The organism is Aeromonas sp. S8(2024), assembly GCF_041403085.1.
Lineage (GTDB): Bacteria > Pseudomonadota > Gammaproteobacteria > Enterobacterales > Aeromonadaceae > Aeromonas > Aeromonas dhakensis.
On the sequence record NZ_JBGLRF010000011.1, the window covers coordinates 71,624 to 95,864 of the forward strand.

Annotated in this window: 25 protein-coding genes and 1 tRNA gene; 19 read left to right on the forward strand and 7 right to left on the reverse strand. The window is 60.8% G+C overall.

The window, feature by feature from the left end:
• Positions 1-117: 117 nt before the first annotated feature.
• The 11 genes from pyrG to rpoS all read left to right on the forward strand — a co-directional run bounded on the left by pyrG (position 118) and on the right by rpoS (position 9,920).
• Positions 118-1,755, forward strand: a complete 1,638-nt coding sequence (pyrG, locus tag ACB031_RS20315) for a glutamine hydrolyzing CTP synthase (RefSeq protein WP_005309423.1) — start codon at positions 118-120, stop codon at positions 1,753-1,755.
• Between the two features lie 89 nt (positions 1,756-1,844).
• Positions 1,845-3,146 carry a phosphopyruvate hydratase gene (eno, locus tag ACB031_RS20320; protein WP_005309426.1) on the forward strand — a complete coding sequence of 434 codons (1,302 nt, stop codon included), beginning with the start codon at positions 1,845-1,847 and terminating at the stop codon, positions 3,144-3,146.
• Positions 3,147-3,324: 178 nt separating this feature from the next.
• The gene (ftsB, locus tag ACB031_RS20325; protein ID WP_005309428.1) at positions 3,325-3,642 is read left to right on the forward strand and encodes a cell division protein FtsB; all 318 of its coding nucleotides are present in this window, start codon (positions 3,325-3,327) and stop codon (positions 3,640-3,642) included.
• Positions 3,635-4,366, forward strand: coding sequence for a 2-C-methyl-D-erythritol 4-phosphate cytidylyltransferase (gene ispD, locus ACB031_RS20330; protein ID WP_371140144.1), 732 nt, complete (start codon positions 3,635-3,637; stop codon positions 4,364-4,366). The genes ftsB and ispD overlap by 8 nt, the downstream gene beginning before the upstream one ends.
• Positions 4,363-4,839 carry a 2-C-methyl-D-erythritol 2,4-cyclodiphosphate synthase gene (ispF, locus tag ACB031_RS20335; protein WP_005309431.1) on the forward strand — a complete coding sequence of 159 codons (477 nt, stop codon included), beginning with the start codon at positions 4,363-4,365 and terminating at the stop codon, positions 4,837-4,839. The genes ispD and ispF overlap by 4 nt, the downstream gene beginning before the upstream one ends.
• Positions 4,839-5,897 (forward strand): tRNA pseudouridine(13) synthase TruD, encoded by a 1,059-nt coding sequence (gene truD / locus ACB031_RS20340; protein ID WP_017764740.1) that lies wholly within the window; start codon positions 4,839-4,841, stop codon positions 5,895-5,897. Before ispF ends, truD begins: the two co-directional genes overlap by 1 nt.
• Complete coding sequence (surE, locus tag ACB031_RS20345) at positions 5,878-6,624, forward strand: 5'/3'-nucleotidase SurE (protein WP_005309435.1); 747 nt, start codon at positions 5,878-5,880, stop codon at positions 6,622-6,624. The genes truD and surE overlap by 20 nt, the downstream gene beginning before the upstream one ends.
• Before the next feature lie 4 nt (positions 6,625-6,628).
• The gene (locus ACB031_RS20350) at positions 6,629-7,246 is read left to right on the forward strand and encodes a protein-L-isoaspartate(D-aspartate) O-methyltransferase (protein WP_005309437.1); all 618 of its coding nucleotides are present in this window, start codon (positions 6,629-6,631) and stop codon (positions 7,244-7,246) included.
• A complete protein-coding gene (locus ACB031_RS20355; protein WP_026141142.1) occupies positions 7,243-7,824 on the forward strand; it encodes a YqaA family protein in 582 nt (193 codons plus the stop codon). The genes ACB031_RS20350 and ACB031_RS20355 overlap by 4 nt, the downstream gene beginning before the upstream one ends.
• 9 nt (positions 7,825-7,833) lie before the next feature.
• Positions 7,834-8,889, forward strand: a complete 1,056-nt coding sequence (locus ACB031_RS20360) for a peptidoglycan DD-metalloendopeptidase family protein (protein ID WP_025202185.1) — start codon at positions 7,834-7,836, stop codon at positions 8,887-8,889.
• Between the two features lie 47 nt (positions 8,890-8,936).
• Entirely contained in the window at positions 8,937-9,920 is a 984-nt protein-coding gene (gene rpoS, locus ACB031_RS20365; protein ID WP_005309444.1) for an RNA polymerase sigma factor RpoS, read from the forward strand.
• A gap of 84 nt (positions 9,921-10,004) precedes the next feature.
• Here the strand turns inward: rpoS and tsaD are convergent, their stop codons facing one another.
• A complete protein-coding gene (gene tsaD / locus ACB031_RS20370) occupies positions 10,005-11,018 on the reverse strand; it encodes a tRNA (adenosine(37)-N6)-threonylcarbamoyltransferase complex transferase subunit TsaD (RefSeq protein ID WP_017764738.1) in 1,014 nt (337 codons plus the stop codon).
• 179 nt (positions 11,019-11,197) lie between these two features.
• On the opposite strand from tsaD, the gene rpsU reads away from it, so the two are divergent.
• From rpsU to ACB031_RS20395, 5 genes are all read left to right on the forward strand, one after another.
• Positions 11,198-11,413 carry a 30S ribosomal protein S21 gene (gene rpsU, locus ACB031_RS20375; RefSeq protein ID WP_005309452.1) on the forward strand — a complete coding sequence of 72 codons (216 nt, stop codon included), beginning with the start codon at positions 11,198-11,200 and terminating at the stop codon, positions 11,411-11,413.
• A gap of 15 nt (positions 11,414-11,428) precedes the next feature.
• Complete coding sequence (locus ACB031_RS20380) at positions 11,429-11,872, forward strand: GatB/YqeY domain-containing protein (protein ID WP_017780947.1); 444 nt, start codon at positions 11,429-11,431, stop codon at positions 11,870-11,872.
• 88 nt (positions 11,873-11,960) lie between these two features.
• Complete coding sequence (gene dnaG, locus ACB031_RS20385) at positions 11,961-13,748, forward strand: DNA primase (protein ID WP_206866453.1); 1,788 nt, start codon at positions 11,961-11,963, stop codon at positions 13,746-13,748.
• A gap of 183 nt (positions 13,749-13,931) precedes the next feature.
• Positions 13,932-15,827 carry an RNA polymerase sigma factor RpoD gene (gene rpoD / locus ACB031_RS20390; protein WP_322111590.1) on the forward strand — a complete coding sequence of 632 codons (1,896 nt, stop codon included), beginning with the start codon at positions 13,932-13,934 and terminating at the stop codon, positions 15,825-15,827.
• A 194-nt stretch (positions 15,828-16,021) separates the two neighbouring features.
• Positions 16,022-16,098: transfer RNA gene (locus tag ACB031_RS20395), tRNA-Ile, on the forward strand.
• A 67-nt stretch (positions 16,099-16,165) separates the two neighbouring features.
• On the opposite strand, the gene ACB031_RS20400 is transcribed toward ACB031_RS20395, so the two are convergent.
• The 4 genes from ACB031_RS20400 to purH all read right to left on the reverse strand — a co-directional run bounded on the left by ACB031_RS20400 (position 16,166) and on the right by purH (position 20,332).
• Positions 16,166-16,729, reverse strand: a complete 564-nt coding sequence (locus tag ACB031_RS20400; protein ID WP_279701872.1) for a cytochrome b/b6 domain-containing protein — start codon at positions 16,727-16,729, stop codon at positions 16,166-16,168.
• Entirely contained in the window at positions 16,710-17,084 is a 375-nt protein-coding gene (locus ACB031_RS20405) for a cytochrome b562 (RefSeq protein ID WP_005309462.1), read from the reverse strand. The genes ACB031_RS20400 and ACB031_RS20405 overlap by 20 nt, the downstream gene beginning before the upstream one ends.
• 255 nt (positions 17,085-17,339) lie before the next feature.
• A complete protein-coding gene (purD, locus tag ACB031_RS20410) occupies positions 17,340-18,629 on the reverse strand; it encodes a phosphoribosylamine--glycine ligase (RefSeq protein ID WP_095592088.1) in 1,290 nt (429 codons plus the stop codon).
• Between the two features lie 110 nt (positions 18,630-18,739).
• Positions 18,740-20,332, reverse strand: coding sequence for a bifunctional phosphoribosylaminoimidazolecarboxamide formyltransferase/IMP cyclohydrolase (gene purH, locus ACB031_RS20415; protein WP_201990357.1), 1,593 nt, complete (start codon positions 20,330-20,332; stop codon positions 18,740-18,742).
• A gap of 408 nt (positions 20,333-20,740) precedes the next feature.
• On the opposite strand from purH, the gene zntR reads away from it, so the two are divergent.
• The 3 genes from zntR (at position 20,741) to ACB031_RS20430 (ending at position 22,076) form a co-directional block, all read left to right on the forward strand.
• Entirely contained in the window at positions 20,741-21,178 is a 438-nt protein-coding gene (gene zntR / locus ACB031_RS20420; protein WP_005309469.1) for a Zn(2+)-responsive transcriptional regulator, read from the forward strand.
• Positions 21,168-21,722 carry a dihydrofolate reductase family protein gene (locus tag ACB031_RS20425; protein WP_371140145.1) on the forward strand — a complete coding sequence of 185 codons (555 nt, stop codon included), beginning with the start codon at positions 21,168-21,170 and terminating at the stop codon, positions 21,720-21,722. The genes zntR and ACB031_RS20425 overlap by 11 nt, the downstream gene beginning before the upstream one ends.
• A 135-nt stretch (positions 21,723-21,857) precedes the next feature.
• Entirely contained in the window at positions 21,858-22,076 is a 219-nt protein-coding gene (locus ACB031_RS20430) for an alternative ribosome-rescue factor A (protein ID WP_005309473.1), read from the forward strand.
• A 254-nt stretch (positions 22,077-22,330) separates the two neighbouring features.
• Here the strand turns inward: ACB031_RS20430 and hemW are convergent, their stop codons facing one another.
• Positions 22,331-23,476, reverse strand: a complete 1,146-nt coding sequence (gene hemW, locus ACB031_RS20435; RefSeq protein ID WP_324043934.1) for a radical SAM family heme chaperone HemW — start codon at positions 23,474-23,476, stop codon at positions 22,331-22,333.
• Positions 23,477-23,609: 133 nt separating this feature from the next.
• A complete protein-coding gene (gene rdgB / locus ACB031_RS20440) occupies positions 23,610-24,206 on the reverse strand; it encodes an RdgB/HAM1 family non-canonical purine NTP pyrophosphatase (RefSeq protein ID WP_005309479.1) in 597 nt (198 codons plus the stop codon).
• Between the last annotated feature and the right edge of the window lie 35 nt (positions 24,207-24,241).

The following is a 24,241-nucleotide window of genomic DNA, read 5'->3' on the forward strand; positions in this document are numbered from 1 at the left end:
GAGCCTGATAGATTTTTGTTCATTGTTTGGGAGAGGGGGTTTTGGTATACTGTTTCCCCGTCCTGCTTCATCCCCGAAGCACCCCTTAAAATTCCCTAAACTTCTTTCAGGTTCAGCATGACGACAAAATATATTTTTGTAACTGGTGGCGTTGTTTCATCCCTCGGCAAAGGCATTGCCGCAGCTTCTCTGGCAGCCATTCTGGAAGCCCGTGGTCTGGATGTGACCATCATGAAACTGGACCCCTATATCAACGTGGATCCGGGCACCATGAGCCCGACCCAGCACGGTGAAGTGTTCGTAACCGAGGACGGGGCCGAGACCGATCTGGACTTGGGCCACTACGAGCGTTTCATCCGCACCAAGATGACCCGCCGCAACAACTTCACCACCGGTCGCATCTATGCCGACGTGCTGCGCAAAGAGCGCCGCGGCGACTATCTGGGCGCCACCATTCAGGTGATCCCGCACATCACCAACGCCATTAAAGAGCGGGTGATTGCCGGTGCCGAAGGCCATCAGGTTGCCATCGTCGAAGTGGGCGGTACCGTGGGCGATATCGAGTCCCTGCCGTTCCTCGAAGCCATTCGTCAGCTGGCTGCCGAAGTGGGTCGCAACAACGCCATGTTCATGCACCTGACTCTGGTGCCTTATCTGGCCGCCGCCGGCGAAGTGAAGACCAAGCCGACCCAGCACTCCGTGAAGGAGCTGCTCTCCATCGGTATCCAGCCGGACGTGCTGATCTGCCGTTCCGACCGCGCCATTCCGGCCAACGAACGTGCCAAGATCGCCCTGTTCTGCAACGTGCCGGAGCGTGCCGTCATCTCCATGAAGGACGTCGACTCCATCTACAAGATCCCGGCGCTGCTGAAATCCCAGAACCTGGACTCCTACATCACCGAGCGCTTCGGCATCGAGTGCAAGGAGGCCGATCTGGCCGAGTGGGAACAGGTCATCTATGAAGAGGCCAACCCAACTGCAGAAGTGACCATCGGCATGGTGGGCAAGTACGTCTCCCTGCCGGATGCCTACAAGTCCGTCAACGAGGCGCTCAAGCACGGCGGTCTGAAGACCCGTCTCTCCGTCAACATCAAGTACATCGATTCCCAGGACATCGAGACCCGTGGCGCCGAGCTGCTGGAAGGTCTGGACGCGATCCTGGTGCCGGGTGGCTTCGGCGAGCGCGGCGTGGAAGGCAAGATCCTGGCGGCCCAGTATGCTCGCGAGAACAAGATCCCGTATCTCGGCATCTGTCTCGGCATGCAGGTTGCCATGATCGAATTTGCCCGCAACGTGGCCGGCATGGCCGGGGCTCACTCCTCCGAATTCAAGAAAGATTGCGCCTACCCGGTAGTGGGTCTCATCACCGAGTGGGTGGATGACGAAGGCAACGTCGAGACCCGGACCGAGAAGTCCGATCTGGGCGGCACCATGCGTCTGGGTTCCCAGCTCTGCCACCTGGTGGAAGATTCCAAGGTGCGTCAGATGTACGGCAGCCCGACCATCTACGAGCGCCACCGTCACCGTTATGAAGTGAACAACAAGCTGCTGCCGCAGATCGAAGCAGCGGGCCTGAAAGTGACCGGTCTCTCCGCCGACAAGAAGTTGGTGGAAATCATCGAGATCCCGGATCACCCCTGGTTCGTGGCCGCGCAGTTCCACCCGGAGTTCACCTCGACTCCTCGTGATGGCCACGCCCTGTTCGCCGGTTTTGTGAAGGCGGCGGGCGAGTATCAGAAGCGTAATCTGAAGTAATTGAAAATAAATGCGGTTGGGGCCCTGTGCCACAGCCGCTTTTTTTGGCATATTTTTGTTGTTTTTTTACGAAACCTGAGGAAATACACATGTCCAAGATCGTTAAAGTGATCGGTCGTGAAATCATCGACTCCCGTGGTAACCCGACCGTTGAGGCCGAAGTTCACCTGGAAGGTGGTTTTGTTGGTATGGCAGCCGCTCCGTCTGGCGCGTCCACCGGTTCCCGCGAAGCGCTGGAACTGCGTGACGGCGACAAGAGCCGTTTCCTGGGTAAAGGCGTGCTGAAAGCCCTCGAAGCCGTCAACGGCCCGATCGCTCAAGCGCTGCTGGGTAAAGATGCCAAGGACCAGGCCACTGTCGACCAGATCATGATCGACCTCGACGGTACCGAGAACAAATCCAAGTTCGGCGCCAACGCCATCCTGGCTGTTTCCCTGGCCAACGCCAAAGCTGCCGCTGCTGCCAAAGGCATGCCGCTGTACGCCCACATCGCCGAGCTGAACGGCACCCCGGGTGTCTACTCCATGCCGCTGCCGATGATGAACATCATCAACGGTGGTGAGCACGCCGACAACAACGTCGACATCCAGGAGTTCATGATCCAGCCGGTTGGCGCCAAGACCCTGAAAGAAGCCGTTCGCATGGGCGCCGAAGTGTTCCACAACCTGGCCAAAGTGCTGAAGTCCAAGGGCTACAACACCGCCGTTGGTGACGAAGGTGGTTTCGCTCCGAACCTGAAATCCAACGCCGAAGCGCTGGAAGTGATCGCCGAAGCCGTTGCTGCTGCCGGTTACAAGCTGGGCACCGACGTGACCCTGGCCATGGACTGCGCTGCTTCCGAGTTCTACGACGCAGAGAAGAAAGAGTACAACCTGAAAGGCGAAGGTCGTGTCTTCACCTCCAACGGTTTCTCCGACTTCCTGGAAGAGCTGACTGCCAAGTTCCCGATCGTCTCCATCGAAGACGGCCTGGACGAATCTGACTGGGAAGGCTTCGCCTACCAGACCCAGAAACTGGGCAAGAAAATCCAGATCGTGGGTGACGACCTGTTCGTAACCAACACCAAGATCCTGAAGCGCGGTATTGACAACGGCATCGCCAACTCCATCCTGATCAAGTTCAACCAGATCGGTTCCCTGACCGAAACTCTGGCTGCCATCAAGATGGCCAAAGACGCTGGCTACACTGCCGTCATCTCCCACCGCTCCGGTGAGACCGAAGACGCGACCATCGCCGACCTGGCCGTGGGTACCGCTGCTGGCCAGATCAAGACCGGTTCCATGAGCCGTTCTGACCGTGTTGCCAAGTACAACCAACTGATCCGCATCGAAGAAGCCCTGGGTGCCAAGGCTCCGTTCCGCGGTCTGAAAGAAGTGAAGAACCAGGCTTAATCGTCGCCTGTTCTCCTGCTTCACAAAGCCCCGCCATCCGGCGGGGCTTTTTCGTCTGTGTCACCCCCATCCCCGGATTCTGGATTTTTTGTTCCGACCGAACCCATCCGGGACACAGGCTTTCTTTTGTCTTGCCTGCGAATATGGGAAACTAGGCCGCTTGAAGGAGACTCAGTGCATGCGGCTACTCACTCTTATCCTGCTCTTCCTGTTGGGAGGGCTTCAATACGACCTCTGGCTGGGGAAGAATGGCCTGTCTGACTATCGTGAGCTGTCCGATGCCATCACCCGGCAGCAGCAGGACAATCTGGTTCTCAAGGACCGCAACAACCTGATCTACCGGGAGATCGACGATCTGACCTCGGGCCTGGAAGCCATCGAGGAGCTGTCGCGCAACGATCTTGGCTACATCAAGCAGGGCGAGACCTTCTACCGCATCATTCCCAAGGACAAAGACAAGGGCTCCAGTTCCGGAGACGCAGCCTACGATGACTGATCATCACAGCGGACTGACCGCCATCGTGCCGGCCGCCGGCATCGGCAGCCGGATGGGGGCCGAGTGCCCGAAACAGTATCTGCAGCTGGCGGGCATGACCATTCTGGAGCACACCCTGACCCGGCTGCTCTCCCACCCGGCCATCGGTCAGGTCATCGTGGCACTGGCTCCCCATGATCGCTGGTTCGACACCCTGGCCGTGGCCGCCGATCCGAGGATCCTGCGAGTGGAAGGGGGCGCCGAACGCGCCTTCTCCGTGCTCAATGCGCTGCACGTGGCGCAAGGGGAGTGGGTGCTGGTGCATGACGCTGCCCGCCCCTGCCTGACCCACGGCGATCTCGATCGCCTCATCGCCACCGCCATGGCCTGTGGCGGAGCCATCCTCGGCAGCCGGGTGCGCGACACCATGAAGCGCTCCGACGCCGCCGGCAACATCCTCGCCACCGTCGAGCGCGAGGAGCTCTGGCACGCCCTGACCCCGCAGATGTTCCCCACCGGCCCCCTAATGCGGGCGCTGGAGGAGGGGCTGGCGCTGGGGGCCACCATCACGGATGAGGCCTCCGCCATGGAGCGGGTCGGCTTCCCGGTGCGGATGGTGGAAGGGCGGGCCGACAACATCAAGGTGACCCGGCCGGAGGATCTCTCCCTGGCGGGGCTCTATTTGCAGCAACAGGACGCGCGCCGGCCGGCGCGACCCGATTCACCCACAGAGGAGCTGGCATGATCCGGATTGGACATGGTTTTGATGTACACAAGTTTGGCGGGGTTGGCCCCTGCATGCTGGGCGGGGTGGCGGTGCCGTATGAACAGGGCCTGCTGGCTCACTCCGATGGTGACGTGGTGCTGCATGCGGTGAGCGATGCCCTGCTGGGGGCCATCGGCGCCGGCGACATCGGCCGCCATTTCCCCGATACCGCGGCCGAATTCAAGGGCATCGACAGCCGCATCCTGTTGCGTGACGTGTTTGCCCGGGTGCAGAAGGCGGGTTATGCCATCGGCAATCTGGATGTGACCATCATCGCCCAGGCGCCCAAGATGGCGCCCCACATCGACGCCATGTGTGCCGTGCTGGCCGCCGATCTGCAATGTGATTTGAACCGGGTGAACGTCAAGGCGACGACCACCGAACAGCTTGGATTCACGGGGCGCAAGGAAGGGATCGCCACTGAAGCCGTCGTCTTACTGGTGAAACAATAATGCTCGAACAACTGGCCTACCTGCACGGGGCGCCCACTGCCCGCGGCATCCTCAAGGCGCAAGCCGCCGACTTCGTGGTCAATGAAGATCTCGGGTTTGAACCCTGCGGCGAGGGTGAGCACATCTTCGTCCAGGTGCGCAAAACCGGCGAGAACACCGCCTGGGTGGCGGGCCTGCTGGCAGATGCGGCCGGGGTTGCCCGCAATGCGGTGACCTGGGCCGGGCTGAAAGATCGCCACGCGGTGACCGAACAGTGGTTCGGTATCCACCTGCCGGGCAAGGCAGAACCTGATCTTTCCGTTATCGAGAGCGACAGCATCCGGATCCTGCAGGTGAAACGCCACAACAAGAAGCTGCGGGTCGGCTATCTCAAGGGCAACCACTTCACCCTGCGCCTCACCGCGCTGGAACATGCCGAGGGACTGGAATCCCGCCTGCAGGCCATCGCCGATCAGGGCGTGCCCAACTACTACGGTGAGCAGCGTTTCGGCCGCGGTGGCAACAATCTGGAGGCGGCCAAGGCGATGTTTGCCGGCAAGCGGATCAAGGATCGCAACAAGCGCTCCCTCTACCTCTCCGCCGCCCGCAGCATGCTGTTCAACGCCATCGTCAGCGCCCGCATCGAGCAGGGGCTGGCCCATCAGCTGCTGGCTGGCGACTGCGTGATGCTCAAAGGCAGCCACTCCATCTTCAGCGAAGAGAGCGTGACGCCCGAGCTGGAGGCGCGTCTCGCCTCCGGCGACGTGCAGCTCACCGCGCCCCAGTGGGGGCGTGGTCGCTCTGCCAGCCAGGGCGCCGCCGCCGAGTTCGAGCAGGCGGTGCTGGCACCCTATAGCGATTGGTGCGAGGGGCTGGAGAAGGCGGGGCTGGATCAGGATCGCCGTCCCTTGCTGCTCAAGCCGCAGGCCATGAGCTGGCAGCTGGAAGGGGCCGTGCTGACCCTGTCGTTCTTCCTGCCGGCCGGGGCGTTTGCCACCAGCGTGGTGCGCGAGTTAATGCAGGCCGAAGAGGCCGATCATGGTTTCAGGAATCAGTCCGATGAGAATTCTGGTCAGTAATGACGACGGTGTGCATGCCGAGGGGATCCGTGCTCTCAGCGAGGCGCTGGCCGCCTGCGGCGAGGTCATCGTGGTGGCGCCGGATCGCAATCGCAGCGGGGCGAGTCACTCCCTGACGCTGGAAGTACCGCTGCGGGTCACCCGCATCGCCGAAACCGGATATCATGCGGTGAAGGGAACGCCGACCGATTGCGTACACCTGGCCGTCAACGAGCTGGTGCGTCCGGAACCCGACATGGTGGTGGCCGGCATCAACCACGGTGCCAACCTGGGGGATGACGTCATCTACTCGGGCACGGTGGCGGCCGCGACCGAGGGGCGCCACCTTGGATTCCCCTCGCTGGCCATCTCGCTGGTAGGCAAAACCCATTTCGCCACGGCGGCCCACTACGCGGCCCTGCTGGTGAAAGGCATGATGGTGCACCCGTTGCCTGCCGATCAGATCCTCAACGTCAATGTGCCCGACCTGCCCCTCGACCAGATCAAGGGGATCAGGGTGACGCGCCTTGGCAACCGCCACCGGGCGGAGTCGGTGATCTGCACCGAGGATCCCCGCGGCCAGCCGATCTACTGGATCGGCCCCCCCGGCAGCCAGCAAGATGCGGGCGAAGGCACGGATTTCGCCGCCATCGAGCAGGGCTACGTCTCGATCACCCCCCTGACCATCGATATGACTGCCTACAGCAGTCTGGCGGGGCTGGGGGCTTGGTTGGACCTGCAGGGATGAAGGTGTGATAGTACAGCGCCTGTTAAACCAGCTGATCGCGCAGGACATTCGCGATTTCCGCGTACTCGCGGCGATTGCCAAGGTGCCGCGCCAGCTGTTCGTGGATGAAGCCATGGCCCACAAGGCCTGGGACAATACGGCCCTGCCCATCGGTCACGGCCAGACCATCTCGCAGCCCTACATGGTGGCGCGCATGACCGAACTGCTGATCCAGAACAACCCGGCCCACGTGCTGGAGATTGGCACAGGATCGGGTTATCAGACGGCGGTGCTGGCTCATCTGGTGGAGCACGTCTACACGGTGGAGCGGATCAAGTCGCTGCAGTTTCAGGCCCGGCGCCGGCTGCGCCAGCTCGACCTGCACAATGTCTCCGCCAAGCACGGCAATGGCTGGCTGGGCTGGCCCAATAAAGGACCGTTTGACGCCATTCTGGTCACGGCGGCCGCCAGCGAGGTGCCGACGGCCCTCACCGATCAGCTGGCCGACGGTGGCCGGCTGGTGTTGCCGGTGGGGGATAGCCAGCAGACCCTGCAGCTGATCGAGCGGTCGGGCTCCCAGCTCACCAGCCGGATCCTGGAGCCGGTCCGTTTTGTTCCCCTGATTGACGGAGATGTCGAGTGAAGTTGTTTTCCCGCCTCTATGTGCTGGTGATGCAGTGGGCGCGCCACAAGTATGCCCCCTGGTATCTGGCGATCACCGCCTTCATCGAGTCGGTGTTCTGGCCCATCCCGGTGGATGTGATGCTGGCCCCCATGGCACTCGGCAAACCCCGGCGGGCCTGGCACTATGCCGCGCTCGCCACCCTGTTTTCGGTACTGGGTGCCCTGGTGGGTTACCTGCTCGGCTATGCCCTGTGGGAGCCTGTCGTCCAGCCGCTGGTTGCGTCGGTCGGCTATGAGGAGAAGATTGCCGTGGCCGAGCAGTGGTTCCAGCAGTGGGGTATCTGGGTGATTTTTATTGCCAGCTTCACGCCGATCCCCTACAAGGTGTTTACCGTGACGGCTGGTCTGCTGCAAATGGCACTGCTGCCCTTCATCGTGACCTCGCTGATCGGGCGTGGCATGCGCTTTTTCCTGGTGGCGGGTCTGATGCGCTGGGGTGGCGAAAAGATGGAGCGCAAGCTGATGCACTATGTGGATGTGCTGGGTTGGCTCTGTATTGGTTTGGCCGTCGTGGCCTATTTCTGGTTTAGTCGTTGAGGATCCACTATGCGTTCGCGTATTTGGCAAGGAAGCAGTGTCGTCGTGTTGTCATGGCTGTTGCTTGCTTGCGCTTCCAGCAAGACCGCCGCCCCCGTCCAGGGACTGGGCAATGACGGTCTCGTTTCTACTATTCCGGCGCGCCAGATGGCGGCCCAGCCCACCATTCAGGGCAACAGCTACACGGTGAAGAAAGGGGATACGCTCTACTCCATCGCCTTCAACTCGGGCAATGACGTGCCCTCGCTGGCCAGCCTCAATGGCATCAGTCCCCCCTACAACATCTATCCGGGTCAGCAGATCCGGCTCGACGCCTCCGGCAGCACCATGGCGGTGGCACGCAGCGCGGGCACCTATCAGGTTCGACCCGGTGATACCCTGAGCAGCATTGGTCGCCAGTTCGGCATGTCGAATCAGACCCTGGCCCAGAACAACAATCTGAGAGCCCCCTTTGCCCTTCAGGTGGGGCAAGTGCTGAACGTGCAGTCCTCCGGGGCGAGCAGTGGCCAGATGGTGGCGGCGACCTCGCCGGTGACCGCTCCGGTGGTCAGCCAGAGCAGTGGTCCCAAACCCCTGGCGCCGGCGACGTCAGGTACGACCACTCCGTTCATCAAACAAAAAACCGTTGCTCAGCCATCTTCAAAAGAATACGCTCAGGCAAAAGAACAAAAAAACGACAATAAGCCTCAGTCGAGACTTTCTTGGCACTGGCCGACCAAAGGCCGGATCGTCGAGGGTTTCTCTGTTGCGGAACAGGGGAACAAGGGCATAGATATCGCCGGCCAGAAGGGGCAACCCATCTACGCGGCGAGCGGCGGCAAGGTCGTCTATGCGGGTAGCGCACTAAGGGGTTATGGCAAGCTGATCATCCTCAAGCACGATGATGACTACCTTTCAGCCTACGCTCACAACGATGAGCTGCGGGTCAAGGAAGGGGATTCGGTGCAGGGCGGATCTGTCATTGCCAACATGGGTAGCACGGACGCGCCGGATGTGCGATTGCACTTTGAAATCCGGTACAGAGGCAAGTCGATCAACCCGATGAGCCATTTGCCAAAGCGTTAGACCCAGAGAGTTAAGTCTTACTCTGGTGCAGGTCAGGGAGACACGCCATGAGCCAAGAACAACTGGTAATGCAGGATGCAGAGTTAGAGTTCGACGAAGAGCTGGAGAGTCAGGAAGAAGAAGAGATACAGGAAGTTGCGGCCGAGGCCGAAGAGACGATTTCCGATGAGCTGATGGCACCTGAACTGAACAAGGTGATGGATGCCACCCAGCTCTATCTCGGGGAGATTGGCTTCTCCCCCCTGCTCACGGCTGAAGAGGAAGTCTATTATGCTCGCCGTGCCTTGCGGGGTGACAAAGCCGCCCGCAAGCGCATGATCGAGTCCAACCTACGACTGGTAGTCAAGATCGCCCGTCGTTACAACAACCGCGGTCTGGTACTGCTGGATCTCATCGAAGAGGGCAACCTCGGTCTCATCCGCGCGGTCGAAAAATTCGATCCGGAGCGCGGCTTTCGCTTCTCCACCTATGCCACCTGGTGGATCCGCCAGACCATAGAGCGGGCCATCATGAACCAGACCCGTACCATTCGTCTGCCCATTCATGTGGTCAAGGAGTTAAACGTTTACCTGCGCACCGCGCGCGAACTCTCTCATCGCCTCGATCATGAACCGACCGCCGAGGACATTGCCCAGGCGCTCGATCGCTCGGTGGATGATGTGAACCGCATGCTCAAGCTCAACGAGAAGATCACCTCGGTCGATACCCCAATTGGTGGCGATCGCGACAAGGCGCTGCTGGATGTGCTCTCTGATGAGCGCGGCATGGGCCCTGAGCTGGAGTCGCAGGATGACGACATGCGCGCCAGCATAGTGCACTGGCTGGAAGAGCTGAATCCCAAGCAGCGTGAGGTGCTGGCCCGTCGCTTCGGTCTGCTCGGCTATGAGCCGGCGACCCTGGAGGACGTGGGGGCCGAGATTGGCCTTACCCGGGAGCGGGTGCGCCAGATCCAGGTGGAGGGACTGCGCCGTCTGCGGGAGATCCTGCTGGGGCAGGGGCTCTCCATCGAGGCGCTGTTCCGCACCAACTAATGGCTGCGAGTGAGCGAAGATGCTTACCAGGCAAAACAAAAAGGGGCCCATGGCCCCTTTTTCATGTCGACTGGATCCACAGGATCAAACCGGATCCAGCGTATCCAGCGGCCAGCGCGGCACGGCCTTCACGGCCAGCGGCTCGAACACGCCCGCTTTCAGGCGCTGCATGCCGGCATAGGCGATCATGGCGCCGTTGTCGGTGCAATATTCGGTACGTGGGTAGAAGACTTCCCCCTTGAGGCTCTCCATCAGCTCGGCCAGCTGGGCGCGCAGGTGACGGTTGGCGCTGACGCCGCCGGCCACCACCAGGCGATTGAGACCGGTCTCCTTCAGGGCGCGGCGACACTTGATGGCCAGTGTATCGACCACCGCGTCTTCAAACGCTCTGGCGATATCGGCACGGGTCTGCTCGTCGTCGCCATTGGCTGCGATGGTGTTGGCGGCAAAGGTCTTGAGGCCGGAGAAGCTCATGTCGAGCCCGGGGCGGTCGGTCATGGGACGCGGGAAGGTGAAGCGGCCCTTGAGGCCTTTCTCAGCCAAGCGGGAGAGCAGCGGACCACCGGGATAGTCCAGACCCATCAGCTTGGCGGTCTTGTCGAACGCCTCGCCGGCGGCATCGTCGATAGACTCGCCCAGCAGCTGATAGCTGCCGATACCGTCGACCCGCACCAGCATGGAGTGGCCGCCGGAGACCAAGAGCGCCACAAAGGGGAACTCGGGAACCTTCTCTTCCAGCATGGGCGCCAGCAGGTGGCCTTCCATGTGGTGCACGGCGATTGCTGGCTTGTTCCATGCCATCGCCAGCGAGCGGCCTATGGTGGCCCCCACCAGGATGGCGCCAACCAGACCCGGGCCCGCGGTATAGGCGATGCCGTCGATGTCATCCTTGCCCAGTCCGGCCTCTTGCAACGCCGCCTGGATCAAGGGGATCGTCTTGCGCACATGGTCCCGGCTGGCCAGCTCGGGAACGACGCCGCCGTAGTCCGCATGCAGCTTGACCTGGCTGTATAACTGGTGGGAAAGGATCCCTTTTTGATCGTCGAAGATCGCGATCCCGGTTTCGTCACAGGATGTCTCTATGCCCAATACACGCATTGCTAAAAAATTTCACTGCTAAAATGAGACGGCTATGGTAACCTTCGCGGGTTTTTTAAACCAGAGCGATCTCTGCGGGTTTACTTTCATTCCCTGTCCAGAGTATAATTTCGCACCATTTTAAGACATGCTGATCGATTGAAGGTCAGCTAACAATTTATCACTGAGGTGAAAGGCACATGCCAGTAATCAAAGTCCGTGAAAATGAGCCGTTTGACGTTGCTCTGCGTCGCTTCAAGCGTTCTTGCGAAAAAGCCGGTATCCTGTCCGAAGTTCGTAGCCGTGAGTTCTACGAGAAGCCGACTACCATTCGCAAGCGTGCCAAAGCGTCCGCCGTTAAGCGTCACGCCAAGAAGCTGTCCCGCGAAAACGCACGTCGTATCCGCCTGTACTAATCAAGGGATCATGCCGTGTCTCTGAAGGATCAACTCAAGGATCAGCAAAAGCTCGCCATGCTTGCCAAAGACAAGCAGCGGTTGGGTGCGATCCGTCTGTTGATGGCTGAAATCAAGCAGCGTGAAGTTGACACCCGTGTCGAGCTCGATGATCAGGATATCCTCGCTGTGGTGACCAAGATGGTCAAACAGCGCCGTGATTCCATCAGTCAATTCGAGGCCGCCGGTCGCCAGGATCTTGCCGATAAAGAGTCCGCCGAGATCGCTGTGTTGCAGGAGTTCCTGCCGCAACAGCTGACCGCAGCCGAAATTGCCGCACTGATTGAGCAAGCCATCGCTGAAAGTGGTGCTGCCGTCATGGCTGACATGGGCAAAGTCATGGCTGTCTTGAAGCCGAAAATTCAGGGGCGTGCCGATGTCGGCGCCGTCAGTGCTCAGGTGAAAACCCGCTTGGCGTAACAGGCAACTCTCTTGTTTGGTCAAAGAAGCCGTGCTTCCCTGGGAATGCGCGGCTTTTTTATTTTCTATGCAATGAAACAGGACGGTTATGGCAGGCAGGATCCCACAATCCTTCATCGATGATCTGCTGGTACGCACCGATATCGTCGAGTTGATCGACTCGCGGGTGCGGCTGAAGAAAGCTGGTAAGAACTACCAGGCTTGCTGCCCTTTTCATAACGAAAAAAGCCCCTCGTTTACCGTCAGTCAGGAGAAGCAGTTCTATCACTGCTTTGGTTGCGGCGCTCACGGCAATGCCATCGGCTTTGTCATGGAGTATGACGGGCTCGAATTTCCCGATGCCATTGAAGAACTTGCCAGCCTGCACGGCATGCAGGTCCCCCGTGAGCAAACAACAGGTGGGGCTAGCAGCAGCCAACCAGCGGTCAGCAAGGATCTGTTCGAGCTGATGAACCAGATTGCCCGTTTCTACGAGAGCAATCTCAAGAACGCGCCGCAGGCGGTGGAATACCTGAAGGGGCGCGGTCTGACCGGTGAAGTGGTCAAGCGATTCAACATTGGGTATGCCCCTGCCGATTGGGATCAGGTGCGTCGGCGCTTTGGCGCCAGCCGGGAGCACGAGCAGTTGCTCATCTCGGGCGGCATGCTGATCACTCGTGACAGCGGGCCCGGCAGCTATGATCGCTTTCGCGATCGCATCATGTTCCCGATCCGTGACAAGCGTGGCCGGGTCATCGGTTTCGGTGGCCGGGTGCTGGGGGAGGGGACGCCCAAGTATCTGAACTCGCCGGAAACACCCATCTTCCACAAAGGGCGGGAGTTGTTCGGCCTTTATGAGGTCAAACAGGCACACAAGGATCCGCGCCGGATCCTGGTGGTGGAAGGCTATATGGATGTGGTGGCGCTTGGCCAGTACGACATCGATTATGCGGTGGCTGCGCTGGGAACCGCGACCACCAGCGACCATATCCATACCCTGTTTCGCACCACGGCCGAGGTGGTCTGCTGCTACGACGGCGATAACGCCGGCCGTGAGGCGGCCTGGCGGGCATTGGATAACGCGCTGTCCCATCTGCAGGATGGCCGTGAACTCAAGTTCGTGTTTCTGCCGGATGGGGAGGATCCCGATTCCCTGGTGCGCCAGATCGGCAAGGATGGGTTCGAAGCGCTGCTCGACCAGGCTCAGCCGTTTGCCGATTTCATGTTCGAACGTCTCGGGCGCGATGCGGCTCTTTCCGGTGAGGCCGGCAAGTTCGAAGTGGCCAACAAGGCCGCGGATCTGATCCGCCGGGTGCCGGAAGGTTTTACCCGCGAGGGGTTGATCACCCGGCTCTCCAGCATGATGCGCTGGGGCGAAAACAAGCAGCGGATCGCCGAACTTTTTGCCCGCAACAGTCAGCCGAAGGCCGAGGTGAGCAAGCCCAAGGCGGCCAAGCTGACACCACTGCGCCGGGCATTGGCATTGATGGTGCAATATCCGGCGATCACCGCCGAGCTGCCGGCCATGCCTGAGCTGGCTGGCCTGCGTCTGCAGGGGATCCAGTTCCTGCTGCAACTGCATCAGCAGATCCTGACTCAGCCCGGGGTGACAACGGGTATCCTGCTGGAACACTGGCGCGGTACCAAAGAGGGAGAGATCCTGGCCCAGCTGGCGATGCACGATCTGTTTGAAGAGGTAAAGCTCGACCAGGAACCCGATATTCTGGGAGAATTGCAGGATACTTTCGTCGGTTTCATCAACCTGTTCCTGAAGCAGCGCATCGAGGAATTGCAGGCCAAGGTGGCGCAGGAAGGGCTAAGCTCTGAGGAAACTCAGGAGCTGATGATGCTGATCAGAGAGGTGCAGATTGAGAAAAGAAATGAGAGTGGGGCTTGATATTTGAGTGATTAACCCCAATATGAATACCGTTGCCCGAATGGACGGGATTAAAAGCAAACATTTTATAACCGCCTGGCCCCGACAATACTGCGGGCAGGGGTTTCTCATGACCGACGCCGCAACCAGACATAGCATGTCTGGCGGTTTTCTATTAGAATTGGCTATTTGCGCAGCAGCGCACTGTACGCGCAACCTAGCAACACCAACCGGATGAGTTCTATGGAGCAAACCCCGCAGTCTCAGCTTAAACTCCTCGTTGCCAAAGGTAAAGAACAGGGCTACCTGACCTATGCCGAGGTGAACGATCACCTCCCGCAAGACATTGTCGACTCTGACCAGATCGAAGACATCATCCAGATGATCAACGACATGGGTATCCAGGTGGTGGAGAACGCCCCGGATGCCGATGATCTTATCATGGCTGAAGGTGGTACCGCCGATGAGGACGCTGCCGAAGCAGCGGCCCAGGCTCTGGCATCTGTTGAATCCGAGATTGGTCGCACGACCGATCCCGTCCGCATGTACATGCGGGAAATGGGTACCGTCGAACTGCTGACCCGCGAAGGCGAAATCGATATCGCCAAGCGGATCGAAGACGGTATCAACCAGGTACAAAGCTCCGTCGCCGAGTACCCGGAAGCGATTACCTATCTGCTTGAACAATATGACAAGTATGAAGCCGAACAGCTGCGCCTGTCCGACATCATCTCCGGCTTCATCGATCCCAATGAGACCGACGACGTCGCACCGACCGCCACTCACATCGGCTCCGAGCTCAGCGAGGAAGATCTGGCTGACGAGGATGAAGACGAAGACGAAGACGAAGACGGTGATGGGGATGACTCCGACGATGATGGCGACGGTGGTCCGGATCCGGAAGTTGCTCGCGAGAAGTTCGGTGAGCTGCGCGCCCAGTACGAGGTAACCCGCCTCTCCATTCAGCAGAATGGCCGCGCGCACGAAGATACCCAGAATGCCATCTCCCAGCTGGCAGACGTGTTCCGTCAATTCCGCCTGATGCCTAAGCAGTTCGATCGCCTGGTCAACAACATGCGCGAGATGATGGAGCGGGTCCGCGTGCAGGAACGTATCATCATGAAACTCTGCGTTGAGCAGGCCAAGATGCCGAAGAAGACCTTCGTCGCGGCCTTCACCAACAACGAGTGCGAAACTGCCTGGTTCGAATACCAGAAGCAGGCCGGCAAGGCCTGGTCACCGCGTCTGGTGGAGATGGACGAAGACGTGCTGCGCGCCATTGGCAAGCTGCAGCAGATAGAGGAAGAGACCGGTCTGTCCATCGCCCAGATCAAGGACATCAACCGTCGCATGAGCATCGGTGAGGCCAAGGCCCGCCGCGCCAAGAAAGAGATGGTCGAGGCCAACCTGCGTCTGGTTATCTCCATTGCCAAGAAGTACACCAACCGCGGTCTGCAGTTCCTGGATCTGATCCAGGAAGGTAACATCGGTCTGATGAAGGCGGTCGACAAGTTCGAATATCGTCGTGGCTACAAATTCTCGACCTATGCAACCTGGTGGATCCGTCAGGCCATTACCCGCTCCATCGCGGATCAGGCCCGTACCATCCGTATCCCGGTGCACATGATCGAGACCATCAACAAGCTCAACCGGATCTCCCGTCAGATGCTGCAGGAGATGGGTCGTGAACCGAACCCGGAAGAGCTGGCCATGCGCATGGGCATGCCGGAAGACAAGATCCGCAAGGTACTGAAAATCGCCAAAGAGCCCATCTCCATGGAGACGCCCATCGGTGATGATGAAGATTCCCACTTGGGCGACTTCATCGAAGATACCACCCTGGCCCTGCCGGCCGATGCGGCCACCAGCGAGAGCCTGCGCAACGCGACCCGCGAAGTACTGGCCGGTCTGACCGCTCGTGAGGCCAAGGTACTGCGCATGCGTTTCGGTATCGACATGAACACTGACCACACCCTTGAGGAAGTGGGCAAGCAGTTCGACGTGACCCGTGAGCGTATCCGTCAGATCGAAGCCAAGGCGCTGCGCAAGCTGCGCCATCCGAGCCGCTCCGAAGTACTGCGCAGCTTCCTGGACGAGTAATCCTGGGCGGGTCCAACCCGTAACCGCTGTCAAAAAGCCCCGCCATGCGGGGCTTTGTTTTATCCGTGGCGATGGGGCGCTGACGATGAACCACGGAACCGCTTGAATATGGATGAAATCTCGCCAAGTGGTTGATATGCCTATGGACTGGCTAACGGACATCCCCTATAATCCACGCCGCAAAAGCACATTTCGGCCCCTTAGCTCAGTTGGTTAGAGCAGTCGACTCATAATCGATTGGTCGCCCGTTCAAGTCGGGCAGGGGCCACCAAATTTCCTAAAAAGGCCGCTCATCATGAGCGGCCTTTTTGCTTGCTGGCGTTTCGCCTCAAACAGGGTCAGGAGCCCTGATCCTGTTGGATGGGGGCCTGCTTGGGGGCGCCCGGACGTCGGGCGGGCAACATGCGCCTCACCAGATTGCTGCGCTGGCGCCAGGAGGTGTACAGGATGGCCAGCAGGTGCAGCGCTATCATCCCCTGCAGGGCCCAGGTGCACCAGACGTGCCAGTCGTCAGCCCCCAGTTCGAACCCCATCTCGGTATTCTGGAACCAGCCGGTGCCGGCGGTGGCCAGGATCAGCAGCCAGAGCGTCCATACCGCCAGCTTGCCGCTGCCGTGGTGACCGGGGGCCGGTGGCGTGCGCTCGCGCAGCTCCACCGCTTGCTGGCGAAAATCTTCCCGGCTTGGGATGAGGGCTCGCAACCGGGCATGACCCCTGGCAAACGAGAGCCCCCACGCCAGGCGCAGGCTGATCAGGGCGATGGCCAGGTAACCCAGCCGCTCGTGCCACTCCTCGCCCGCCTCGTTGAGCCAGAGGTTGCCGATACAGATGGCCGCCACACCCCAGTGGGTGAGGCGGACCAGACTATCCCAGTGGAAGGGATCAGCCTTTTTGTTTGGCATATTTGTGGTACTCCTTCTTCAGGTCGTTGACCTTGGCCAGGTGCTCGCGCGCCTTGGCTTCGTCACCCGCCTTGAGAGCCGCCAGGCTGGCGTCCAGTTCGGTCTGCACTTCGTTCATGCCTTCCAGGAACTTCTCTTTCTTGGCGGCCGGCATGTTCTTCTGCTTGGCGATGTCGAACTGCGCCTTCATCTCGTTGATGTACTTCTCCATGGTGGCGGCATCCTCGGCCTTGACCGCCTGCTTGTAGTTGAAGCCGATCTTCTTCATCGGCTGCTCCAGCTCACCGGCCATGGCGGGCAGGGTCATCAGGCCAAACATCAGGGGCAGCAACAGGGGGCGTACAGTTTTCAACATGGGATTTCCTTATTTAAACGACATGCTTATCGATTCTATGTGGCTTCTTATGAACCCTTATCTGGATTCATCACAGGCATGATGCCATGACAGTACGTGAACTGTTTGTGAATATTGCTGTTTTTTGTCACAAAGGGTAACAGGGAGGGGAGAGATGCAAGGAGGATGTTGAGCCAATCGAACCATGCCATTTGATCCATGCTGTCAGGCTGGCCGAGGGCAAGCTAAAGAGAGGGCCCTTGCGGGCCCTGTTCATTACTGCTGCTGTTCACGCTCGATGGCGCGCCAGCCGATGTCGTTGCGGTAGAAGACGCCGTCCCACTTGATGCGCCCGGCCAGCTGATAGGCCCGCTGCTGCGCCTCGGCGACCGTGTGGCCGAGGGCCGTGGCGCACAGTACGCGCCCCCCGGCGGTGACCACGGTATCACCTTCCATGCGGGAGCCGGCGTGGAATACCTTCTCGCCGCTTGCCTCTTCCACCGGCAGGCCGCTGATGGGCTTGCCCTGCTGGTAGTCGCCGGGATAACCGCCGGCGGCCAGCACCACGCCGATGGCGACGCGGGTGTCATAGATGGCCTCGACCTGATCCAGCTTGCCGGCACAGGCCGCCAGGCAGAGCTCCACCAGATCGGAGCGCATGCGCAGCATGATGGGCTGGGTCTCGGGATCGCCGAAGCGGCAGTTGAACTCGATCACCTTGGGATTGCCCTGGCCATCGATCATCAGACCGGCGTAGAGGAAGCCGGTGTAGACGTTGCCTTCGGCCGCCATGCCGCGCACCGTCGGCATGATCACCCGCTCCATCACCTTGCGATGCACCTCGTCGGTGACCACGGGGGCCGGGGAGTAAGCCCCCATGCCACCGGTGTTGAGGCCGGTATCGCCATCGCCCACCCGCTTGTGGTCCTGACTGGTGGCCATCGGCAGCACGTGCTCGCCGTCCACCATGACGATGAAGCTAGCTTCTTCCCCCTCGAGGAACTCCTCGATCACCACCCGGGCCCCGGCGTCACCAAAGGCGTTGCCGGAGAGCATGTCGCGTACCGCCTCTTCCGCCTCGCTCAGGGTCATGGCAACGATGACCCCCTTGCCGGCGGCCAGGCCGTCAGCCTTGATGACGATGGGCGTGCCCTTCTCGCGCAGGTAGGCCAGTGCCGGCTCCACCTCGGTGAAGTTCTGGTACTCGGCGGTCGGGATGGCGTGACGGGCCAGAAAATCCTTGGCAAAGGCCTTGGAGCCTTCCAGCTGGGCGGCGGCGGCGGTCGGGCCGAAGATGGCCAGCCCCTCGGCGCGGAATGCATCGACCACCCCTTTCACCAGTGGTGCTTCCGGTCCGACGATGGTCAGACCGATGCGCTGCTCCTTGGCAAACGCCAGCAGGGCCGGGATGTCGGTAGCCGAGATGGCCACGTTCTCGATGCTCCCTTCGTGGGCGGTGCCGGCATTGCCGGGGGCGACGAAGACCCGGGTTACCAGGGGGGATTGTTTGGCCTTCCAGGCCAGGGCGTGTTCACGGCCACCGTTGCCAATGATCAGTACTTTCATCGTATCGCTCGCTTCTATTCGTGGTCACGGGCGGGCCTGGGGCCTGCGCCAGTGAAAATAGCCAGGTGAAAAGAGACAACAAAAGGGCCGCCGGCGGCGGCCCTGATCCATCAGTGACGGAAGTGGCGCATGTTGGTGAACAGCATGCACATGCCGTGTTCGTCGGCGGCGTCGATCACCTCCTGATCGCGCATCGAGCCACCGGGCTGGATGACGCAGGAGATACCGGCGGCGGCCGCGGCGTCGATGCCATCGCGGAACGGGAAGAAGGCGTCGGAGGCCATGACGGAGCCCGCCACGGTTAGCCCTTCATCCTCGGCCTTGATGCCGGCAATCTTGGCCGAGTAGACGCGGCTCATCTGGCCGGCGCCGACGCCGATGGTCTGGCCGTCTTTGGCGTAGACGATGGCGTTGGATTTGACGAACTTGGCCACTTTCCAGCAGAACAGCAGGTCGTTTAGCTCAGCTTCGGTGGGCTGGCGCTTGCTGACCACGGTCAGATCCCCTAGGGTCACCATGCCAAGGTCGCGCTCCTGCACCAGCAGGCCGCCGTTGACGCGCTTGAAGTCAAAGCCTTGTGCCGGCGTGATCCATTGGCCGCACTCGAGCAGCCGTACGTTCTGCTTGGCGGCGACCGCGTCGCGAGCCGCCTGGCTCACGGTGGGGGCGATGATCACCTCGACGAACTGACGCTCGACGATGGCCTTGGCGGTGGCGCCATCCAGTTCACGGTTGAAGGCGATGATGCCACCAAAGGCGGAGGTGGGGTCGGTCTGCCAGGCGCGCTCGTAGGCGCTCAGCAGGTCACTGCCGATGGCCACGCCGCACGGGTTGGCGTGCTTGACGATGACGCAGGCCGGTTGGTCGAATTCCTTGACGCACTCCAGCGCCGCGTCGGTGTCGGCGATGTTGTTGTAGGAGAGGGCCTTGCCCTGCAGCTGGATGGCGCTCGCCACCGAGCCCGGTGCGGCCTGCTCTTCGGCATAGAAGGCGGCGGCCTGGTGGCTGTTCTCGCCGTAGCGCATGTCTTGCTTCTTGATGAACTGGCTGTTGAAGGTGCGCGGGAAGCGGGACTCCTCGTCACCCTCCTTGTTGTCACCGTAAGAGGGAACCAGGGTGCCGAAGTAGTTGGCGATCATGCCGTCGTAGGCAGCGGTGTGTTCGAAGGCGGCAATGGCCAGATCGAAGCGGGTGGCCAGTTTCAGGCTGTTGCCGTTGCCATCCATCTCGCGGATGACGCGGTCATAGTCGGCAGCCTTGACCACGATGGCCACATCTTTGTGGTTCTTGGCGGCGGAGCGAACCATGGTCGGCCCGCCGATGTCGATGTTCTCGACCGCATCGGCCAGGGTGCAATCGGGCTTGGCGACGGTGGCGGCGAAGGGATAGAGGTTGACCACGACCATGTCGATGGGGGAGATAGCGTGCTGGGCCATGATGGCGTCGTCTTGTTCGCGCCGGCCGAGAATGCCGCCGTGGACCTTGGGATGCAGGGTCTTGACCCGGCCGTCCATCATCTCGGGGAATCCGGTGTAGTCGGAGACCTCGGTCACCGGCAGACCCGCCTCGGCCAGCAGCTTGGCGGTACCACCGGTGGAGAGCAGGGCCACGCCGCGCTCGTTGAGTGCCTTGGCAAATTCCACGATGCCAGTCTTGTCAGACACACTCAGCAGTGCACGGCGAATGGGTCGAGCTTGTTCCATCACACTATCGTCCTCAGCATAACGGGGACCGTTCCATGGGAGGCGAGGCTCAACACAGAGAGTCCCCAAATAAATGGAAGTGGGGGATTTCGCAAACCGCTCTCGCCTGAAACCTGCCGCCAGGCAAAAGCGTTTTAGGAAATACCCGCTTGACGCGTCGCTCTCTTGTGGGCGCGTATTCTACACAAAAAATGTGACCCGTGGTGGATTTTTTAAAGTGACAAAGCCTTATCTGGTGCGGTGTTAAACGTTTTCTGGTGGTTTTTTGTGAAACGTTTGTCTTTTCAGTGTCTTGATGGCAAAAGTGTGGCCGCATCCTCTTTCCCGCTGCCGACTGGCAATCGTCCGGCAAAGGGGCGATAGTGGGTGCCGGTTGTGGTTCTTGACTCATTTGGGAGGGAGAAAGGCATGTATCGGATCGGGGAGCTGGCCAAGGCGTGCGGGGTGAAGGCGGATACTCTGCGCTTTTACGAGAAAAACGGTCTCATCTCGCCGGGCATTCGCAACGAGTCCGGCTATCGCCTCTATGGCGAGCAGGACAAGCGGCGGCTGGAGTTCATCATCCGCGCCAAGTCGGTGGGGTTTTCGCTGGCCGACATCGGCGAGCTGCTGGATCTCGACACCAACAAGGCCAAGGTCACCTGCCAGGAGGTGAAGGCGGTGGCCGACACCAAGCTCGAACAGGTGGAGCAGAAGATCGTCGAGCTGACCCGTTTTCGCGACAACCTGCGGGAGCTCTCCAACATCTGCTGCGGTGGCCCGCGCTCGGCGGAGCACTGCGCCATCCTCGAGACGCTGGAGTCCGGTGCTCCCTCCCGCCACGAGCATCACGACCATGAGCACTGAGCAGCACCGGCCCCGGGTATCCGCCTTTCTCGCCCTCTCCCTCGACGGCTTCATTGCGGGAGAGGGGGGCGATCTGACCTGGCTTGACCCCTACAACGGCGACTCCCAGGAAGAGACCGGCTACGGCGCGCTGATGGCGAGTGTTGATACCCTGCTGATGGGGCGCAACACCTATGACATTGTGAGCGCCTTTCCCGAATGGTTCTATGGTGACAAGCCGGTGGTGGTATTGACCCACAGGCCCGCCGCTCCCCGTGAGCACGTCTCCTTTCGGCAGGGGGCGCTGGCGCAGGTGCTGGACGAGCTGTGGCAGGCGGGCAGCCGCCACCTCTATCTGGATGGCGGGGAGCTGGTGAGGCAGGGTCTGCAGGGGGCCCTGGTGGACGAGCTGATCCTGTTCTGGGTGCCGGTCACCCTGGGGGCCGGCGTGCCGCTGTTTGCCGGGGCCCTGCCCGGCGGCCTCAACCCCGTCTCCAGCACTCTGCTGCCGAGTGGTCTGGTGCGGGTCGTCTATCGGCCCGAACCCTTGCCGCCCGCCGCGTGAATCCTTGCACCACCCTCAGCTTGCACTCGGCTTCGGGGAGGCGCACAATCGGCGCGTTTTTCGCCACCGTGGGATCCACTTCGGCCAGGCGTTGAACAATCGCTTACTAGAGTCAGTCATCGTAAAGGAGCCGATATGGCCAAGAAGAAGGTGACTTCCGTCACCGCCGAACCCGCCTGCGAACATCAGCGCGGCATCATTCAGGACAACCACCTCAAGGCACTGGTGACCTCCCCCCTGTTCCAGGCCCGGGTCGAGCCGAGCAAGAAGGGCAAGGGCAGCTATCAGCGCAAGGCCAAGCACGGCAAGCGGTGGGAGCCCGGCCAGCAGCAGATGGTAAGCGTCTGCTGCTGAGCGGGTTCCTGCTTTGGCACCTGTCCACGATCTTGCTGCGAGGCCGTGATCAAGGCTCATGTGCTGCTCGCAATCCTCATGTGTACTTACACACTCCGGTTCCTGCGCTGCTCTTCACCTTGCTGACAGCCTCTCGTGACAGACCGTGAACAGGTTCTTGGAACCAAAACAATCAGGGCGCAAATGGCGCCCTGATTGTTTTTCTATTCGCTGGTGCTGATTCACTTTCTTGCCGCAAGAGAGTGAACCCGTATTCACTCGTCCATAAAGAGCTCGAGCAGCACGTTGAGATAGCGATGGCCGAGGGGGGTGAGCTGCCAGCTGTCGCCGAGATCTTCGATAAGCTCCTTGCTCTGGGCGATGGTCAGCATGGTTTCTACCCGCTCCAATTCAAGGCCGGTGTAGGCCTCGAACTCCGCCTTGGGGGCCGGTTCAAACAATCTGAACCGGTTCATGAAGTACTCGAGCGGCAGATCGTCCGCGCTCACCTGCCACTGCTCGTCCAGATAGGGGCGGCTCGGGTCCAGATATCCCTTGGGATGCTTCACCTTGGCGGTGCGCAGGATCTGCTGGTTGGCGAGATCCGTCACCTTGCCGTGGGCGCCGCAGCCGATCCCCAGATAGTCGCCGAAGCGCCAGTAGTTGAGATTGTGGCGGCACTGGTAGCCCGCCTTGGCATAGGCCGAGATCTCGTACTGCTGATAGCCCTTGGCGGTCAGCATGGCGTGCCCCTGCTCGTAGATGTCCCACAGGGTGTCATCTTCCGGCAGTTTGGGCGGCTTGGAGGCAAACGCCGTGTTCGGCTCTATGGTGAGCTGATACCAGGAGAGGTGCGGCGGCGCGCAGTCGATGGCCTGCTGCAGGTCGTAGAGGGCATCGTCCAGACTCTGATCCGGCAGGCCGTGCATCAGATCCAGGTTGAAGGTGGGCAGTGCGATGGCGTGGGCCAGTTCGGCGGCCTTGCGCGCTTCCTCGGGGCCGTGGATGCGGCCGAGGCGGGTCAACTTCTCCTGCTGGAAGCTCTGTACCCCGATGGAGATGCGGTTGATGCCGGCCCGCTGGAAGCCAGCGAACTTGTCCGCCTCCACCGTGCCCGGGTTGGCCTCCATGGTGATCTCGCAGTCCGCGGTGAGTACGATGCGCGCGCGCACCCCGTCCAGCAGCGCCTGCATGGCCTCCACGGAGAGCAGGCTCGGGGTGCCGCCGCCGATAAAGATGGAGGAGAGCGGGCGCCCCTGGGCCCAGTGCAGGTCCTGTTCCAGATCCTCCAGCAGGGCCGCCACATACTCGAGGTGGGGCAGCTCCCCCTTCTGGGCGTGGGAGTTGAAGTCGCAGTAGGGACACTTCTGGACACACCAGGGCACGTGGATATAGAGGGAGAGGGGCGGCAGTTGCAGCATGGGGTTTCCAGTATTCAACAATCAAAAGGGGTCGGGTTGCCCTTGTCGTCGATGACAACGGGCCGGGGCGCCGCGAACGAAACGGGGGCCGACGGCCCCCATTGTAGATGACAACGCGGCGGGAGACAGCGCTTTAGTTGACCGCCGCCAGGGCCGCTTTCAGCTTGGCCAGCGCCTGACCGCGGTGGCTGAGCTGGTTCTTGAGCTCGGCCGGCATCTGGGCCGAGGTGCAGTCATGGTCGGGGACGAAGAACACAGGGTCATAACCAAAGCCGTGCTGACCGCGCGGCTCGTCGATGATCATCCCCTCCCAGCTTGCCTGGCAGATGATGGGGGTGGGATCGTCGGCGTGGCGCATGTAGACCAGCACGCACCAGAAGCGGGCGCTTTTGAGATACTCGGGGGCCCCTTTCAGCTCGCCCAGCAGCTTGTCGATGTTCTCCTTGTCGCTGGCACCGGCGCCGGCAAAACGGGCGGAGTAGACGCCGGGGCGGCCGTGCAGCAGATCCACTTCCAGGCCTGAGTCGTCGGCTACGGCCGGCAGGCCGGTGACGCGGGCGGCATGGCGGGCCTTGATGATGGCATTCTCGACGAAGGTGGTGCCGGTCTCGTCGGCATCGGAGACCGCAAACTCGCTCTGTGGGATCACCTGGATCTTCATATCGGCCAGCATGGCGGCCAATTCTTTCACCTTTTTCTGGTTCCCTGTTGCCAGGACAAGCTTGTTCATCGAGCACCTCCGCAAAAATAATCTGCGCATTCTAT